The organism is Burkholderia sp. Ac-20353 (assembly GCF_017104785.1).
Lineage (GTDB): Bacteria > Pseudomonadota > Gammaproteobacteria > Burkholderiales > Burkholderiaceae > Burkholderia.
In genome coordinates this window covers 34,340-51,253 of sequence record NZ_JAAGPL010000022.1, presented here as the reverse complement: position 1 = coordinate 51,253, position 16,914 = coordinate 34,340, and the positions used below count along the sequence as shown (strand labels likewise).

Annotated in this window: 16 protein-coding genes; 2 read left to right on the top strand and 14 right to left on the bottom strand. The window is 61.2% G+C overall.

Going from position 1 to position 16,914, the window contains the following annotated elements; translation table 11 throughout:
• Nucleotides 1-34: 34 nt before the first annotated feature.
• The 13 genes from G3N94_RS10585 to G3N94_RS10525 form a co-directional block, all read right to left on the bottom strand.
• Entirely contained in the window at nt 35-1,171 is a 1,137-nt protein-coding gene (locus G3N94_RS10585; protein WP_205792329.1) for a porin, read from the bottom strand.
• A 104-nt stretch (nt 1,172-1,275) separates the two neighbouring features.
• On the bottom strand, nt 1,276-2,154 hold the full coding sequence (locus tag G3N94_RS10580; RefSeq protein WP_205792328.1) for a ThiF family adenylyltransferase: 879 nt from the start codon (nt 2,152-2,154) through the stop codon (nt 1,276-1,278).
• 61 nt (nt 2,155-2,215) lie between these two features.
• A complete protein-coding gene (locus tag G3N94_RS10575; RefSeq protein ID WP_205792327.1) occupies nt 2,216-3,247 on the bottom strand; it encodes a proline racemase family protein in 1,032 nt (343 codons plus the stop codon).
• 72 nt (nt 3,248-3,319) lie between these two features.
• A complete protein-coding gene (locus G3N94_RS10570) occupies nt 3,320-4,600 on the bottom strand; it encodes an FAD-dependent oxidoreductase (protein WP_205792348.1) in 1,281 nt (426 codons plus the stop codon).
• Between the two features lie 5 nt (nt 4,601-4,605).
• Complete coding sequence (locus G3N94_RS10565; protein ID WP_205792326.1) at nt 4,606-5,622, bottom strand: 4-hydroxyproline epimerase; 1,017 nt, start codon at nt 5,620-5,622, stop codon at nt 4,606-4,608.
• Between the two features lie 19 nt (nt 5,623-5,641).
• A complete protein-coding gene (locus tag G3N94_RS10560) occupies nt 5,642-6,307 on the bottom strand; it encodes an amino acid ABC transporter permease (RefSeq protein WP_205792311.1) in 666 nt (221 codons plus the stop codon).
• 11 nt (nt 6,308-6,318) lie between these two features.
• Entirely contained in the window at nt 6,319-6,990 is a 672-nt protein-coding gene (locus tag G3N94_RS10555; RefSeq protein ID WP_205792310.1) for an amino acid ABC transporter permease, read from the bottom strand.
• Nucleotides 6,991-7,000: 10 nt separating this feature from the next.
• Nucleotides 7,001-7,702: an amino acid ABC transporter ATP-binding protein gene (locus G3N94_RS10550; protein WP_205792346.1), complete on the bottom strand. Its 702-nt coding sequence runs from the start codon at nt 7,700-7,702 to the stop codon at nt 7,001-7,003.
• A 268-nt stretch (nt 7,703-7,970) separates the two neighbouring features.
• A complete protein-coding gene (locus tag G3N94_RS10545) occupies nt 7,971-8,858 on the bottom strand; it encodes a transporter substrate-binding domain-containing protein (RefSeq protein ID WP_346778683.1) in 888 nt (295 codons plus the stop codon).
• A gap of 329 nt (nt 8,859-9,187) precedes the next feature.
• Nucleotides 9,188-9,655, bottom strand: coding sequence for a RidA family protein (locus tag G3N94_RS10540; RefSeq protein WP_205792324.1), 468 nt, complete (start codon nt 9,653-9,655; stop codon nt 9,188-9,190).
• A 14-nt stretch (nt 9,656-9,669) separates the two neighbouring features.
• On the bottom strand, nt 9,670-10,509 hold the full coding sequence (locus G3N94_RS10535; RefSeq protein WP_205792323.1) for a sugar phosphate isomerase/epimerase family protein: 840 nt from the start codon (nt 10,507-10,509) through the stop codon (nt 9,670-9,672).
• 10 nt (nt 10,510-10,519) lie between these two features.
• Nucleotides 10,520-12,247 (bottom strand): hydantoinase B/oxoprolinase family protein, encoded by a 1,728-nt coding sequence (locus G3N94_RS10530; RefSeq protein ID WP_205792322.1) that lies wholly within the window; start codon nt 12,245-12,247, stop codon nt 10,520-10,522.
• Nucleotides 12,248-12,263: 16 nt separating this feature from the next.
• On the bottom strand, nt 12,264-14,345 hold the full coding sequence (locus tag G3N94_RS10525; protein ID WP_205792321.1) for a hydantoinase/oxoprolinase family protein: 2,082 nt from the start codon (nt 14,343-14,345) through the stop codon (nt 12,264-12,266).
• A gap of 498 nt (nt 14,346-14,843) precedes the next feature.
• On the opposite strand from G3N94_RS10525, the gene G3N94_RS10520 reads away from it, so the two are divergent.
• Entirely contained in the window at nt 14,844-15,050 is a 207-nt protein-coding gene (locus G3N94_RS10520; protein WP_205792320.1) for a tautomerase family protein, read from the top strand.
• A 59-nt stretch (nt 15,051-15,109) separates the two neighbouring features.
• On the opposite strand, the gene G3N94_RS10515 is transcribed toward G3N94_RS10520, so the two are convergent.
• Nucleotides 15,110-15,874: a GntR family transcriptional regulator gene (locus G3N94_RS10515; RefSeq protein WP_205792319.1), complete on the bottom strand. Its 765-nt coding sequence runs from the start codon at nt 15,872-15,874 to the stop codon at nt 15,110-15,112.
• Between the two features lie 251 nt (nt 15,875-16,125).
• Here G3N94_RS10515 and G3N94_RS10510 point away from each other — a divergent pair, with 251 nt between their 5' ends.
• Nucleotides 16,126-16,875 carry an SDR family oxidoreductase gene (locus G3N94_RS10510; protein WP_205792318.1) on the top strand — a complete coding sequence of 250 codons (750 nt, stop codon included), beginning with the start codon at nt 16,126-16,128 and terminating at the stop codon, nt 16,873-16,875.
• Nucleotides 16,876-16,914 lie beyond the last annotated feature (39 nt).

Sequence of the window (16,914 nt, the reverse complement as noted above, 5' to 3'; positions counted from 1 at the left end):
CCGGGAGCCGTTCAACCTCGCGTGGAGAACGATCTCAGAACCGGTGACGCAAACCGACGGTCACGATTGCCTGGCTACTCTTGCCTGCATCGACATCGATCGATCCGATCACGGCTTGGGCCGAACCAGCGCCATTCTCGCCGCTTGCGTGGCCGTAAGACGCCACTGCATATACGTCGGTGCGTTTGCTGAAGTTATAGTCGGCCCCAAGACTGAATTGATGATACTTGGCCGACGAATCGCCCACCGAGCGCAGATAGTTGTAGCCGAGCTCCGTCAGCAATGCCGGGCTGGCTTGCCATACTGCATACACCGACCCGTTGTGATATTTCTCGGACCGAACAAACGCCGATGACGCATCCGGGTTGTACTGCGAGTAGCTGTAGTACCCTCCCAGTGTGAATGCACCCAGCGTGTATCGGCCACCGGCACGTGCGATATTGACGGACCGGGCGGATGCATAGGCCGCGTTGACGCTGCTGTTGAACAGCGAATCGGCCGATGTCTTCGTTCGCTGGGCTACGGAGCCGTTGCCGTTGTCGACGTGCAGGTAGCCGGCCGCCACGGCCAGCGGGCCATTCGTATACGCGGCTGCGCCGCTGTATGTCTGGCCGGAGCCAACGGTGCCGGCGACTCCGCCGAACGAATACATCGCGGAGAGCTGCAGGCCCGACCAGCTCGGACTCGACCATTTGACCGCATTGTTGATACGGACGCTGTTGTCGGCGTTGTCGATGTCACCCGGCGACGAGAAGAACCCGCCGAGGTAGTTGTCGCCTTGTACGGGTTGCACGAGATCGATGAGCGGATCGTACTGCCGGCCGAGCGTCACCGTACCCCACGCATTCGCATCGGAAAGTCCGACGTACGCCTGCCGGCCGAACATGCGACCACCTTGGCCGAGGCTTCCAGAAGTGGAATTGAAACCGTTCTCGATCTGAAAGATCGTCTTCAGCCCACCGCCAAGGTCTTCACTCCCCTTCAATCCCCAGCGCGAACCCGACTCGGTTCCGCTTGCCATCATGATCTGCGTTGCCTTTCCACCGCTGTTGTGGATGTACATGATTCCAGTGTCGACAATCCCGTACAGCGTCACCGAATTGTCCGCGTGGGCATTCGATGCAATGATGCAACAAGCAACAGCGATCGTTTTTACGTACGTAGTCCTCATTTAATCCCCTTAACCCTGTCTGTGATGTGATGCTAGTTGGGAAACGTCCTGGCGATGACCTTGTCGAAGCCCATCGCTGGATCTGCAAATTACAGCCACTCGCATCAGGCACTACGGCGGACCATATCCCGAAGTTCCGAAGGAAACAGCAGCTCACGAACCATCGAGTCGTCGCAGCGCAGCAATTCGGCCGCTTCCGGAACGCCGAAATAATCGAAGAACAACGGCGTTTGCAGAATCAGCATGTCGAAACCGGGCAGCACGGCACTGCCCCGCGACATTGCCGCCTGGAGCAGCGGCGTGGGCTGGTTCTTCATCAGAATGTCGCAGACCTGAGCTGCAGGCTCCAGACGCTCCGGCGGCACCGGCATCGGATCGGACGACTTGAGCCCGAGAGGCGACGCGTTGATGACCAGATCAAAACCGGCCGGATCGTTGCTGTCCTGGGCAGACGTGCTCACGCCATACTGCTGCTCGATCGAGCGCGCGAGCTGCTGCGACTTCGACATATCCGGATCGAAAATCGCGAGCCGCGAGACTTCGGCCGCTGCCAATGCCGTCGCGATCGCACAGCCAGCGCCTCCCGCACCAATCAACAACACGCGCTTTCCACGATAGTCCATCGAGTAGCGATCCATCGACTTGACGAAACCGATCCCGTCAAACAGTTCGCCCTCCAGTTCTCCCGCCGCGTTCCTCCTGATCGCGTTGACCGCATTGGCCGTCACCGCTCCCTTGGAGCAACGATCGACGAGCGCGGCAGCGGCAGCCTTATGGGGAATGGACAACACCATGCCGCGTGTCGTCGGCGAACGAAACACTGCGCGAACCGTATCGACGAGGTGATCCGGCTTGACATGAAGCGGGACCATCACCGCATCGATACCGCACAGCGGCAGCACCCGATTGAATATCTCAGGTGTCCGAACTTGATCGATCGGGTCCGCGACCATGAAGAAAACACCCGTTTTTCCAGTAATCATATGCCTTCACTTTCGAAATTGACGCGCTGACGTTTGCGCAAACAAGCGATCGCGTCGATCATTACGCTTCCGGGAACCCTTCGCCCCACGTATCGCTCAACATGAATCCGGCTGCCAGCGGATCATCGCTGTCGACGCCGACCTGCTCGACGCTGTAGACCCACGCACGGCCCGTGACGCGCGGCAATACCGCGGGTTTGCCGCCGATCTCGGTTTCCCCGAGCATCTCGATATGGAACTCGCTGCCGATCGTCGAGCGCGACTTCAGTTTTCCGCCTGCCTTGATCTTTCCGCGCGCCGACAGTGTTGCGAGGTTGGCCGAACTTCCGGTGCCGCACGGCGATCGGTCGATACGACCGGGCGGCAATGTTGTGCAGGTCTGATAGACCGTGTCATCGAGCCGGTTTCGAAACATCACGTAAGCGATCTGGTTGATCTTCGGATAAAGCGGATGCTGAACGTTCACTTGTTCATCGATCACTGCCCTGAGCTTGACCCCAAGATCCGCCAGCCGGCGCGCGTTCCGGGGGACGATTTCGAGTCCGACCTGATCCGCATCCACCAACGCGTAGTAGACGCCGCCGAATGCGATGTCAGCCCTGATCTCGCCGAACTCGTCGGTCTTGATCGGCACGTCGAGTTGCTCGACGAACGCGGGAACCATGTCGAGCGAAACGCCGACGCACCGTCCGTTGCGACAGGTCGCGCGCGCCGTGACGAGACCTGCCGGCGTATCGAGCACCACGGTGGTCTCCGGCTCCTGCATCGGGACCATCCCGAGTTCGAGAAGCGCAGTCACGACACAGATCGAATTGCTTCCGGACATCGGGTGGGCCTTGTCCGACTGAAGCACGATAAAACCCGCATGCGCGTCCGGCCTGGTGGGAGGCAGAAGCAGATTGACCGACATTTGCAGACACCCTCGCGGCTCGAGCACGACGAACCGGCGCAGACTGTCGTCCACCTCGTTGAGGTAGTTCATCTTGTCGAGCATCGTCTTGCCGGGGATATCGATGACGCCACCGGTAATGACCTTCCCGATTTCACCTTCGCAATGCACGCCGACGAGCTGCAACGTCTTTTTCCACTGCATGATTCACCTGATTCGGTTAATTGATTTATGTCGTCGGTTCGCGCGATGGCTGATTGACATCGCCAGTCCCGATCAGCTGAATCGATACGCACTGAACGGCGCAAGATCCTGCTTCGTTTGTCGACCGGCGGCCAGGTCGCCGATCAGACGGCCGGTTGTCGCGCCGAGCGTCAGGCCGAGCTGACCGTGGCCAAACGCCATGAGCACGTTCGGCAGCCGCCGTGAGCGATCGACGATCGGCTTCGTATCCGGAAGGAACGGGCGGTAACCGACGCCGTACTCGAACCCGTCCGTGCGCAACTCGGGCAGAACCCGCTTCGCTTTCTCGAGAATGATCTCGGCGCGCTTGAAATTCGGTTTCGCATCGCGCGCCGCAAACTCGATCGTGCCGCCGATCTGCAAACCGCGCGTGAACGGGCTGAAGCAGAAACCGCCGTCCGCATAAACCACCGAGTGCCGGAATGCGACGCCGGGATTCGGCAGTAGTGCCTGATAGCCCGCGACGCCTTCGAGCGGCACGTGCACGCCCAATGCATCGAAGAAGCGGCGCGAGCCCGTGCCCGCCGCAACAACCACGTGGGACGCCGCAATGCGCTTGCCATTCGCAAGCGTCACGCCTGTCGCGTGCCCCGACGATTCGTCGATGCGCGTCGCTTCCATGCGCACGCGGCGGCCGCCCTGCTCGATGAAGCTTTCAGTGAGTGCCGCGATGAATCCCTCGGTATCGCTCACCGCACGCCGGCCCGGAAACAGCACGCCGTGCTGAAACTTGCCGGCCAACGCCGGTTCCAGATCACCGATCTCGGCCGCATTCAGGCGCTGCGACCTGAACCCGAGTGTCGTACACAGATCCAGATGCGGCTGCTCATGCGCAATCCCGGCCGGATCGTCGAACACTTCGATGATCGGCCGTTCGCCGATCAGTGCCTTGTCTGCACATGCATCGAGCAGCGGCGCATAGTCGGCATAGACATCGTGTGTGAGCGTCGCCATCGCGCGCGCGATCGCCTCGAGCTTCGAATGCCGCGCGCACGCGGCGAAACGGAGGAACCACGGCAGAATGCCGGGCAGCGCGCTCGGCCTGAGCGCGAGCGGGCCCTGCTGGTCCATCAGCCAGCCCGGCACCTTCATCAGGATGCCCGGCTTCGACAGCGGAACGATGTCGCTGACCGCAATCTGGCCGCAGCTCCATTTCGCGGTGCTGTCGCCCGGCGCGGCCGGGTCGATCAGCGTGACCGCATACCCTTCACGCTGCAGATACAGCGCGCAGCAGACGCCGACGATTCCGCCGCCGATCACGACGGCGGACTCCTTCGCGGCAGTCTGCGCGTTCGGGATGGGTGATTGGAGAATCGCGCTCACTTCGCGAACTCCTGGAGACTGAAGCCGTGCGCGTAGGGTTCATCTTGCTCGACGAAGTGTTCGCCTCGACCCGTGATCCACGCGCGCCCCTCGATGCTCGGGTAGACAGCCGGCAAGCCGCTTTGCAGATGCGTCGTCGCCTCGACGCGCCCGACGAACCGGCTCCCGATAATGCTCTCGTGCCTGAACGCCTGGCCTGCGGCCAACAGTCCGCGCGCGAATCGCTGCGCGACCCGCGCGGACGTACCGGTGCCGCATGGGGAACGGTCGACGATCGTGTCACCGGCAATGACCACCGAGCGCCCGTCCGAATCGGCGGCCACGGGCTTGCCCGTCCACATGCAGTGTTTGACACCACGAATCCGCGGATTGTCAGGATGGACGACATCCAGCGCTTCGTTGACCCGTCTCTGCGTTTCCCGTCCCCACTCCAACAACTGGTCTGGCGAAAAATGCTCACATCCCGGGTAGTTGTCCTGCACTTCGACGATCGGATAGAAATTTCCACCGTAGGCAATGTCGACGACAAGTTTGCCGAAATGAGCGTGCGTGATCTCGACATCCCGATGGAGAAGGAAGCTGGGCACATTCGTGAAGCGAACCGACGTCACCCGGCCGTTCGACATCGTGTAACGCGCTTTCACCTGACCTGCCGGAACATCGACGACGACCAGCCCGGGCTGCTTCGGAATCACGAGCCCGGTCTCCAGTGCAAACGTAACCGATCCGATCGTGGCGTGACCGCACATCGGAAGGCAGCCCGATGTTTCGATGTACAGCAGGCTGAAATCGGCTTCAGCAGTGAGCGGCGGATAAAAGATCGTGCCCGACATGTTTCCGTGTCCGCGCGGTTCGAGGCACAACGACCGGCGAATCCAGTCGTACTTCTCGACGAAATACAGACGCCTGTCATTCATGGTTGCGCCCTGAAGATCCGGGCCACCTTCGATCACCATGCGTACCGGCATGCCTTCGGTATGACCTTCAATGCATTTGAACGTGTGTTTGGACATGGATTGGTATCTCTTTCGGTCAATAGGCAAAGCGCCTGAGGAATCGCGATTCCACCAAGCCGACAAGACGCGTCAGCGGGAAGGCAACCACGAAGTAGATGAGCGCCACAGTCGTCAGGAACTCCACCGGATGCGCGGTGCTGTTCGAAATGTTCTGGCCGACGAACATCAGATCCGCAATGCCGACCGACGATATCAGCGCACTCTCCTTGAACAGGCTCACGACATTCGACAGCAGCGGCGGTATCGCGCGCAGCAATGCCTGCGGAAAGATCACGTAGAGAATCTTCACGTGCGGCGTCAGGCTCAGCGCGATGCACGCGTCATGCTGCTCCGACGAGATCGACTTCAGCGCGCCGCGGAACGTCTCGCTCGTGATCGCCACCATGTACAGCGTCAGCGAGATCAGCACCGACAGGTACGGCGGTATCGGCAAACGGAAGATCACCGGAAAGCAGAAGAACACCCAGAACAGCTGGATCAGCAGCGGCGTGCCTCGGAAAAACTCCACATAGAGCGTCGTCAGCGCCTTCATCCAGCGCGACGGCGACATGCGCAGCAGACTCAGCACGAATCCGCCCACACTGCCGACAACCGCGCAGCCGCTGGTGATGGCCAACGTCAGCCACAGCCCTTTCAGCAACACCATCCAGTACGGCAGGACGATCGAAAAATCGAGTGACATGTGCTTGCTCCTCAGCGCTGCATCGCCGCGTCCTGGCGACGCTCGATCACGTGGACCAGCCGCGCGATCGGCAGCGACAGCGCGAAGTAAATCAACGCAACCACCGTGTAGGTCTCGAGCGGCCGGTACGCTTCGGTCGCCAGACTCTTGCCGACGTACATCAGGTCCGCCACCGCGACGATCGCCACCAGCGCACTCTGCTGCAGCGTGCCGATCCCGTTCGTCATCAGCACCGGCATCGCGCTGCGCAGCGCCTGCGGAAGCACGACGTAGAGCGTGCGTTGCCACGGCTTCAGCCCCAGCGCCACACACGCATCCAGATGCTCCTTCGGCACCGCCTGCACGCCCGCGCGATACGCTTCGGCGTTGAACGCGGTCAGATTCAGGCCGAGCGCGAGCACGCCCATCGCGATCGGATCGATGAACACGTCGACCATCATCGGGATGCAGTAGAAGAACCAGACGATCTGCAGCAGCGCCGGCGTGCAGCGGAAGAACTCGATGAACAGCTGCGCCGGCCACCGCACGATCGTCCAGCGGCTCATCACGATCAGGCACAGCACGAAGCCGAGCACGATGCCCATCACGTTCGCCGCCAGCGCAAGCTCGAGCGTCACCCAGAGACCATCCAGCAGCTTGCCGACGCTGCCGGCGAGGAAATTGAAATCGAATTGGTAGTTCATCGCGCCGACCTCAATCGAGATGCAGGACTTTAGTGAGAAAATCCCGCGTGCGTGCTTCCTTCGGACACTTGAACATCTCCGCCGGCGCCCCCTCCTCGACGATCTTGCCGCCCGCGCAGAACACCACGCGCGTCGCAATGTCGCGCGCAAAGTGCATGTCGTGCGTGACGATGATCATCGCCATCTTCTGCTCGGCGAGCTTCAGCATCACGTTCTGCACTTCGACGACCATCTCCGGATCGAGCGCCGACGTCACTTCGTCGAACAGCATCAGCTTCGGCTCGAGCATCAGCGCGCGCGCAATCGCGACACGCTGCTTCTGCCCGCCCGACAACTGGCTCGGGTACGCGTGCAGCTTGCTTTCGAGGCCGAGGCGCGCGAGATACGTGCGGGCCCGCTCGGTCGCCTCCGCCTTCGACATGCCGCCGGCCTTCACCGGTGCGAGGATCAGGTTGCCCAGCACCGACAGGTGCGGAAACAGCGTGTAGTGCTGGAACACCATGCCGATCTGCTTCTGCAGCTTCGCGTCGATGCGCTTCGTCCGGCCCGAATCCGCGCCATGGATGTACGGCTTGCCCTGGAACGCGATCTCGCCGCCCTGAATCCCTTCGAGCCCCATCATCACGCGCAGCAGCGAGCTCTTGCCGCTGCCGCTCGGACCGATGATCACGAGCCGGTCGTCCGCCCGCATGTCCAGATTCATCCGGTCCATCACCACCAGGTTCTCGCCGTACGACTTGTAGACGTCGCGCAGTTGCACGAAATCTGTCGATGTCGAAGGAATCGGATGAGTGGCGGGCCGAGCAGAGGACTGAACGACGTTCACCTGAGATGACGACATGTGATTTCCCAATAACCGAGCACGTAGTAGCGCTCAACGTGTAAGTCAAACGGACCGAAACCGACGCCCCTGCTCTCCCGGCCGTTACCTGGTCTGCGTGACGGTGTGGCCGACTTCACCGCACCGCCACGACCATCCGTTACTTGGCCTGCTCGAGCGTTTCCTTGACCGCAACCTTCACGAGGCGATCTCGCGCGCCCGACTTGATCTGCTCGTCGAGGTACCGGTTGAGGACGGCGATATCGGCTGCCGGCGTTTCCTTCCTCAGGCCGAAGCAAATGCCTTGCTGGGCGAGTGCCGGAGCTGGCTTGAAGGTGGCGGCCCAGTCAGGATGCGCTTCCGCCAGGAGCATGTTGGTCATGACGTCGTCAGCCAGCATGTCCGCGCGCTTCGACATCAATGCGAGCCGGGTTTCGTCGAAGCCCGGCAGGCGCATGATCTGTGCCTGCTTGAGCACGCCGGAAATGGCCTTGTCCTGCGCCGTACCGGACATCACCGTGACGACGAGACCAGGCTTGTCGATGTCGGCGATCGCATTGATTTTCTTCGGAAGCTTCGGATTGTTTTTGTTGTACGTAAACGTGACGCTATAGTCGATTGCCGGCTTCGAAAACGAAATGGCCTTCTCACGTTCAGGCGTATCGTTGAGCGACATCGCCAGATCCCATTTATCCGACTGCACGCCCGCGACGATGTTGTCCCAGGTCGTATCGACGAACTCAACCTTCACCTTCAGGACGTTTTCGCCAAACCCGCGGCACAATTCGGAAAAGAGCCCGCTGTACTTTCCGGTCTTCGGATCCTTCATCGTGTACGGAGGAGAAACGGCTGCGCCACATCGCAACACACCGGCCTTCTTGACGCTTTGCCATGCGGAACCATCATCTGCGCGCGACGGCACGCTCGCGAACAGCGAACCCAGTGTAGCGGCACACACCACGGCGTGACGTGCGAAACGAGACATCTGAATCATGTTGAACCTCTCTGGTGAAGGTAATCGCCTAGACGAATCGGAAGCAACGACCACACAACGTCGCAGTCCTTATTGCGTGAAACGTTGCGGAAATACTAGAAAGCCAAAATTTCTCATGTCAACCGGAAATTTCGATAATCCACCCATCGATATTCCCCCTTTGCCAGACGATTAATAGATAGTCCATCGAGCGCCAGAGCAACTCGATTCACGATCAATCGGGCCAGTCACGAACTACACGTCACGCAAACAATCAAATAGCCCTCTCCATTTCCGGTTTCAAGTGAAAATTCCGGATGACATTCCACCCATCGTTTCGCGACGAACGATGGAAATGGCAATCCGCCCATCCAGGCGCTGCTTGGCAATCGAAAGGCAACGCGTCAGTGACGAACTTCGAAGATGCCGTCGATTTCAACGGCGACATTACGCGGCAAACTGTTCGCCCCCACCGCAAAGCGGGTGTGCCGACCGGCCTCGCCAAGCGCTTGAACGATCAGATCCGATGCGCCGTTGATGACCTGCGGCTGCTGTCCGAAATCGGGCCCGCTGTTGACGAAGCCGCTGAGACGCACGCAACCGACGAGTCGCTCAAAACTTCCACCAAGGGCCGTGCGAACCTGGGAGAGCATGTTCAGCGCGCACAAGCGCGCCGCAGCCTGCCCTTGCTCGACGGTGAGGTCCTGCCCCACCTTCCCTGAGAACTTGTCTTCTCCATCGGCCGCGGGAATCTGCCCTGCGATGAACAGCAGGTTTCCGACCTGCTTGAACGGCACATAGTTGGCCTTCGGTGTCGGGCCCACCGGCAAGCTCAACCCGAGTTCCGCGAGGCGTTGTTCGATCTGGTCCATGTCGGCTCCTGTTTTCATTGAGGGATTCGGGGGCCCACATGCGGGCCGCAACGTTCGATCGCAATGCGTACGGTTTCTTCCGGGTCGCGCTGCCACCAGTCCAGTTCGGAGAAAATCTCGAGTTCGAACGGGCCGTCGTACCCGATGTCGTCGAGCCATCCCTTGATGCGGGGAATGTCGATGACGCCGTCGCCAACCATGCCGCGGTCACGCAAGTTGCGGGTCGGTACGAGCCAGTCGCAGTAGTGGAACGTCGGAATGCGAGCCGGGCCGGCTCGTCTCAGCTCGGACTCGAATTCCGGGTCCCACCAGCAGTGGTAGACGTCAGCCACGAGCGCAGCGCCATCGCCGAGTTCGTCGCAGAGATCGTTGGCCTGGCGAATGGAGTTCAGCACGCTGCGGTCCCCGGCGTACATCGGATGCAACGGCTCGAGGCCGAGCTTGACGCCGGACTGTCTTGCGTGAGGAAGCAGCTCGAACAGCGCATCGCGCACGCGGGCACGTTGGCCGGCGATGTCCTTGTCGCTGGAAACGCCACCGACCACCATCATCAGACATGGCGCACCTATTTCGGCCGCATGGTCGATGAGACGGCGATTCGTGTCGATCGAGCGCAGCATGTCGTGTTTGCTGTCGCCATTGAACCATTCGCTCGTGCACAAACTCGCGACCCACATGTCGTGAGCGCGCAGCGCCGATCGCGTTTCTGCAACGCCGTACTCCTCGAGGTACTTGCGCCAGACGGCAATGCCATGCACGCCTTGCCGCGCATATCCGTCGATCGCAGCCGGCATTGACCAGGTCGGCGTCGTAATCTGGTTGATCGCAAAGCGCGAGAGATCGAACGTCGTCATCAGTTTCTCCTCAGGCCCCAAGCGATTTGCGCTTGCGTTCGGTCGCGGTGCGATCGATCGCGCCCGCCGAATCGAGCACCACGCCGTGATGCAGCTCGGCGAATGCGGCCGTCACCTTGTCGTCGCGCAAATCCCGTTCGATCGCGTCGAGATCGCGTTCGAGCGGATTGCCATAACCGCCACCGCCCGCCTGCTCGTGACGAATCACGACGCCCGCATCCAGTTCCATCGTGAACTTGCTCGGCACGGCTTCGGCAGTCGTCGCGGGATTCAGCACGTTTCGGGACGGCGCGCCGGACGCGCCGCCGAACAACCCGTACGGCGCGTGATCGGCGCGGTCGGAGCGCACTTGCGCGACCACGCGCTTCGACAGCACACGGTACTGACGCACCAGCCCCATCCCGCCGCGATGACGGCCCGCGCCGCCCGAATCGGTTCGGAATCCGTACTCCTCCATCACGATCGGATAGCGCGACTCGAGCGTTTCGATCGGCATGTTCGACATGTTCTGGGACGGATTGGTCACCCCTTCGATGCCATCCTTGCCGAAACGGCCGCCCCACGCACCGTTGATCATGTCGACCAGGATGAAAGGCTCGCTCGCATCCTTGTCGTAACCGCTCAGCGCGATCACCGTATTGCCGCCCTCGCCCGCCGCCATCACCTTCTTCGGCGCGATCTGCGCAAGCGCGCCGAACACGCAGTCGACGACGCGATAGCCGGTGAGCGCGCGCGCAGCGACGGGCGCCGGCATGCGCGGGTTCAGGATGGAACCCTCGGGCGCAGTAATGTCGATGCAGCGGTAAACGCCTGCATTGTTCGGCACGTCGGCGTCGAGCACGCACCGGACGCTCAAATACGTCGCCGACTTGACGAACGACAGCGTCGAGTTGATCGCGCCACGCACCTGAGGCGACGAACCGGCAAAGTCGATCGACAGCCGGGAACCCGCGACCGTGATCGCGCACTTGATCGGAATCGGGTCGCTGGTAAAGCCGTCGTTGTCGATGTAGTCGGTGAATTCGTACGTGCCGTCCGGCCATGCTTCGATCGCCTGACGCGTCAGTCGCTCGCCGTAATCGAGCAACTCGTCGAAATAGAGACGCAGGTTGTCTTCGCCGTACCGGTCGAGCATGCGCAGCAGTTCACGCTCGCCGATATTGCACGTGGCAAGCTGCGCGTCGAGGTCGCCCAGGACGAGATCGGGCAGCCGGACGTTCTTCCTGATGATGTTGACCAGCGTTTCGTTCTGCTCACCGCGTACATAGAGCTTGGTCGGCGGGATGCGCAATCCTTCCTGGAAGATTTCCGTCGAGTCGGCCGCGTTCGAGCCCGGCACGCGGCCACCCACGTCGCAATGATGCGCGATGACGACGGAAAAACCCTGCAGCCGGTTCCGATAAAAGATCGGCTTGAACATGAAAATGTCCGGCAGGTGCATGCCGCCTTCGTACGGATCATTCAGGATGATCACATCACCCGGTTCGACGGTCGCCGCATACTTTTTGATCACGACATCGACGGCATCCGGCACCGCACCGAGATGCAGCGCGACTGTCTTCGCCTGCGCCAGAATCCGGCCCTGCGCATCGCACATCGTCACGGAGTAGTCGAGGACGTCGCGGATGATCGGCGAGCGTGCCGTCCGCATGACGGCGAACGCCATGTCGTCGACGATCGTGTCAAGCGCGTTCTTGACGACCGCAAAGGTAATGGGATCGACGTTACGTTGTGTCATGTTGGCTCCAATGGATTCAGTCGAGTGACGCGATCACGCAGCCGAGCTTGTCGGCACTGACACGCCAGTTGGGCGGAATCACGATCGTGGTGTCGGTGCTCTCGAGAATGACGGGACCGACGATTTCGTTGTCGAGCAGCGCTCGCGGCATGATCGGGGTATCGACCCAGCCGGTTTGGCGATCGAAGTACACGCGCCGCGTTTCGCGCTTGAGCTCCGCGTTCGCGGGTTGCGCGCTGCGGATATCCTTGAAGTCGAGCGTCTTCGGCGCAATGCCGCGCGCGAGAAGACGGACGTTCGCGCACTCGATCGCGTCCTTCGACGCGTAGCCGTACATCGCGGTGTAGGCCGACAGGAAACCATCGCGCAGTGTCTCGCGCGCCGCATCGTCGAGCTTGGCGGGAATGCGGACCGGAATCTCGTAGTCCTGGCCCCGGAAGCGCATGTCGAGGTCGAACACGAATTCGATTCGATCCGGCGAATAACCCTCGTCGGCAAGCGCGTTGCGCGCATCGTCGCGCATCTCCGCAATCTTGTCCTTCAGCGACGCGATGTCGAGCGTGTCGAGCAGATCGAGAGACGGCCTCACGAAATAGCGCTCCACCGCGCCGGCCAGCATGCCCATCGCCGTGAATACGCCGGGCGCTGCCGGGAAAATGACGCGCCGCATGTCGAGTGCGCGCGCGAGGTCGCACGCGTGCACGGGGCCCGATCCGCCAAACCCGACCAGCGTGAAGTCACGCGGGTCGACGCCGCGCTCGACGGTAACCGCCTTGATCGTGCGGGCCATGTTGACGTTCACGACTTCGCGGATCCCGACGGCCGCTTCCTCGGCGCTGATGCCGAGCGGCTTCGCGAGCAGTGTGTCGATCGCGTTGCGTGCAGCATCCAGCTTCAGTTCCATCGTGCCGCCGGCGAGTTTCTGCGGCAGGAACCCGAGCACGGCGTTCGCGTCCGTCACCGTCGGACGTTCGCCGCCGATACCGTAGCAAACCGGCCCCGGGAAAGCGCCGGCAGACACGGGACCAACGCTCAGCAGGCCGCCGCCGTCGATCCACGCAATCGAGCCCGCGCCGCTCCCCACTTCGGCAACGTCGATGGTCGGGACGCGCATCATGTAGCCGCCCGCCTTGATGAAGCGGCTCGGCGTCGAGATGCCCGCACGGAATTCGTATTCGTTCGTCCGGGCCAGTTGGCCGTCATGGATCAGCGATGCCGACGCGGTCGTGCCGCCCATGTCGAACACGACGAGTTCCTTGTTGCCCTGAGCCTCGCCGAGCCGTCCGGCACCCACGACGCCAGCCGAGCGTCCGGACGAAATGAAGAACACCGGCGTGTCTTGAGCCACCCGTGCGCTGGAAAGGCCGCCGTTCGAATTGCTCACGAGCAGCGGTGCGTTGACGCCAATCCGCTTCAGCCCGGTCTCGAGGCGGGTCAGATAGGTGCGCAAAGCCGGCAGCACGTACGCATTGACTACGGTGGTCGACGTGCGTTCGTATTCGCGCAGCTCAGGCAACACCGAGATCGACGCGGTCACGCTGATCTCGGGGAAAGCCTCCTGGAATGCAGCAAGCGCTGCTGCTTCGTTTTGCCCGTTCTTGTACGAGTTGATGAAGCAGATGGCGACCGATTCCACACCCTCACGACGGAAGAATTCACCGGCTTCGATGACTTCGTCGATCGGCGTGGGCTGCAATACCTGTCCCGATGCCAGCACGCGTTCATTGACTTCGATGCGGTACCGCCGCTCCACCAGCGGAATGGGCTTGTCCCACGACAGGTCGAACATCGTCGGCGTACGAACGCGGCCGATCTCGAGAATGTCGCGAAAGCCTTTGGTCGTGATGAGACCGCATTTGGCCCCGACCTTCTGAAGCATGGTGTTGGAACCCACCGTCGTGCCGTGCAACACCTCGGTGACATCGGAGGTGCGCAGTCCTGCCTGCTTCAGGATTCGTTCGACGCCGATCAGTACCGCTTCTTCGGGAGCGGCCGGGGTCGATGAGACTTTTGTGTAGGCGACTTGTCCGTTTTCGTCGAGAAGGACGAGATCGGTGAAAGTGCCGCCGATGTCAACGCCAATGCGTGCGCTTGCCATAGTTCCATCCGTTCAGTATTTGCGCGGTGCGAATGCCTCTACCCATTGCGTGGCAGTTCCAGACCAATCCGTGCGCAGGAGCGGCGCCTTTTTCGTGCTCCCGACATCGACTTCCTGGAGACTGTCAGCCACCATCACATTGTCGATCAAATGACGACATTGTCAACGGAGAAAAAAAGGATCTGACGAAGCGCGAGCCAGAAAAGGCTTGTGGAACAAGCCTTTGGGGTGGGTGATAGGGGTATACGAGGGCGGCGCAATCAGCGTCGTTTTCGGTCTGGTCGCACCAGACAATTGACACGGATTCCGTATGGCGCGACCATATGCCGACATTTTGTCGACTTAAGATCGTCAGACGGAACGGTATTGGCGATGCCGCCGGCAACGCGCAGACAAGATGTTCACGACGGCCACGGCTGTCGGACGGAGCCGGCCGGCGCGCGCGATCCCTGACGCAGTCAGGCGGAAATTTGACTATTGAAACCTAGCGGAGCTGTCATGCCCATTATTCATCTCGAGATGCTGTCAGGCAGAACGCACCAGCAGAAATCGGAGCTGGCCGAGGCGCTCACCCGGGAGACCGCGCGGATAGCCCGATGTGCGATCTCGGATGTGCAAGTCGTCATCAACGAAGTGGACCGTTCGCTTTGGGCCGTTGGCGGCGCACTTGGCGCCCCCGCTCCCGCAAGTTCGGCCGAGGGATGAGCCTGATGAGTAGCGGGAGCCAGAGCGTGCCGCGGTGATCAAGGCGGCACGAAAACCTGTCAGGACACTTCGGATTTCGAGCGTACGCGACTTGGGCGCTTGTATTCGAGTGGCACGCTGGCCGTCAGGTTGCGGTCCATGAATTCCATGAATCGCCCCTTGAATTGCACCGCATGGTGGTGAGCGTACTCTTCCGCACGGTCGGCATCGCGCATGTCGATCGCATTCACGATCTCCGTGTGGTCGCTCGCCATCTCCTGGGCGCTGATGTCGGGGTCGAGCGCCTTGAATTCGAAATGCAGGTGCATCATGCGGCGCCCTTCTTCGAGGAGTCTGCGATACAGATCGGCGAAGTACGTGTTCCGTCCCGCACTTGCGATGGCCATATGAAACTCGTAGTTCTTTTCGATCATGCCAAGACTGTCTCCCGACTTGATGCTCGCCGCTATCGCCTTTTCGTACGCCTTTTGTGCGTCGCGGATTTTTGCGAGATCCGCAGTCGTCCGGTGCAGTGCGGCCAATCGCGTCGTCACGCGCTGCAGGAGATCGAGCGCGTCGAGAAACTCGGGTACCCGGCCAAAGTCCATCGGTGCAACCATGGTGCTGCGATTCGCAAGAATCGTCACCAGCCCTTCAGCGGACAGGCGCACCAGCGCCTCGCGAATTGGAGAACGCGACATGTCGAAGCGCTCGGCGAGTCCCACCTCGTCCAGGGGAGTCCCTGGCGTGAGTTTCATCGTAAGGATCTCGTTGCGTAACGTCACGTAGACCCGAGCGGCCCCGGTTTCCTTGCCGGAGTGGTTTTCTGCTGCTGGCTTCGCCATCTGCCTTCCCTGAAATGAGCCCAATGCACAATGATACGGTGTTCTCCTCCGAATGCGCTGGTGTCTCGATGGCACCGGCAATACTTGCAGACGAGGACAAGTAGATGTTGATACTCCGATATGCAAAAGACTAATTGGCGTCCTGACGATGCGCAATACATTCGTCGACGACAGGCGCGCAATCCACGCCCCGATCAACGCGCGGCCACGCGTACCCATCCACATGCATTCACTCTGACAGGACAGAACACATGGACGAAAGGATCGTGCTGATTACCGGCGCAGCGACGGGAATCGGGGCTGCCACCGCGCTGCGGCTCGCGGGCAAATATCAGGGCCTCGTGCTTCACACCCGAAAGTCTCGCGAACAGCTTGATGGCATCGCCGATGCTGTCGCGTCAAAGGGAACGAAAGTTGTCACCGTATTGGGGGATCTGACCGACGAAGCGCTTGCGTCGAGACTCGTTGGCGCAGCGGCCACCGAGTTCGGGCGACTCGACGGGATTGTCGCGAATGCCGGTTTCCCGGTCATGAAGAGCTTTGACGAGGGCAGCTTCGCGGATCTCGACTACGCGTTCAGGGGAAACGTGTACAGCTTCTTCTCGCTGGCTCGCGCGGCGGCGCCCTATCTGATGCATTCGCCGGCAGCCCGGATGGTCGCCATTGGAAGCATCAATGCTCACGTGTTTCGCACGGATCTTTTCCAGGCTCCGCTGTCGGCGGCCTCCAAGGGGGCTCTTGAAACGGCTGTACGCAGCCTCGCATTGCATTTCGGGAAGGCCGGGATCACCGTCAACTGTGTCGTTCCAGGGTTCGTGCACAAGGATGCCGGCACCGAGCACCGGCTGACGGACGAGCAGATGGCCGAGACCGAGGCACGGATTCCGCTGCGCCGCGCAGGACAGCCGCGAGACGTTGCGGCCGCCATCGAATTCCTGCTCTCGCGCGATGCGGGCTATATCACCGGTCAGTCGTTGCATGTCAACGGCGGGCTCGTCTAGGGGGCCGTCGTTTTCGTATCTCCTATTGCGGCACGACAC

Bases quoted from the DNA above. Each gene is read 5' to 3' on its own strand.
- G3N94_RS10510 (WP_205792318.1), top strand. From the start codon at position 16,126: ATGGACGAAAGGATCGTGCTGATTACCGGCGCAGCGACGGGAATCGGG.
- G3N94_RS10535 (WP_205792323.1), bottom strand. From the start codon at position 10,509: ATGACGACGTTCGATCTCTCGCGCTTTGCGATCAACCAGATTACGACG.
- G3N94_RS10565 (WP_205792326.1), bottom strand. From the start codon at position 5,622: ATGTCCAAACACACGTTCAAATGCATTGAAGGTCATACCGAAGGCATG.
- G3N94_RS10520 (WP_205792320.1), top strand. From the start codon at position 14,844: ATGCCCATTATTCATCTCGAGATGCTGTCAGGCAGAACGCACCAGCAG.
- G3N94_RS10540 (WP_205792324.1), bottom strand. From the start codon at position 9,655: ATGGACCAGATCGAACAACGCCTCGCGGAACTCGGGTTGAGCTTGCCG.
- G3N94_RS10575 (WP_205792327.1), bottom strand. From the start codon at position 3,247: ATGCAGTGGAAAAAGACGTTGCAGCTCGTCGGCGTGCATTGCGAAGGT.
- G3N94_RS10550 (WP_205792346.1), bottom strand. From the start codon at position 7,702: ATGGACCGGATGAATCTGGACATGCGGGCGGACGACCGGCTCGTGATC.
- G3N94_RS10530 (WP_205792322.1), bottom strand. From the start codon at position 12,247: ATGACACAACGTAACGTCGATCCCATTACCTTTGCGGTCGTCAAGAAC.
- G3N94_RS10525 (WP_205792321.1), bottom strand. From the start codon at position 14,345: ATGGCAAGCGCACGCATTGGCGTTGACATCGGCGGCACTTTCACCGAT.
- G3N94_RS10585 (WP_205792329.1), bottom strand. From the start codon at position 1,171: ATGAGGACTACGTACGTAAAAACGATCGCTGTTGCTTGTTGCATCATT.
- G3N94_RS10515 (WP_205792319.1), bottom strand. From the start codon at position 15,874: ATGGCGAAGCCAGCAGCAGAAAACCACTCCGGCAAGGAAACCGGGGCC.
- G3N94_RS10560 (WP_205792311.1), bottom strand. From the start codon at position 6,307: ATGTCACTCGATTTTTCGATCGTCCTGCCGTACTGGATGGTGTTGCTG.
- G3N94_RS10580 (WP_205792328.1), bottom strand. From the start codon at position 2,154: ATGATTACTGGAAAAACGGGTGTTTTCTTCATGGTCGCGGACCCGATC.
- G3N94_RS10555 (WP_205792310.1), bottom strand. From the start codon at position 6,990: ATGAACTACCAATTCGATTTCAATTTCCTCGCCGGCAGCGTCGGCAAG.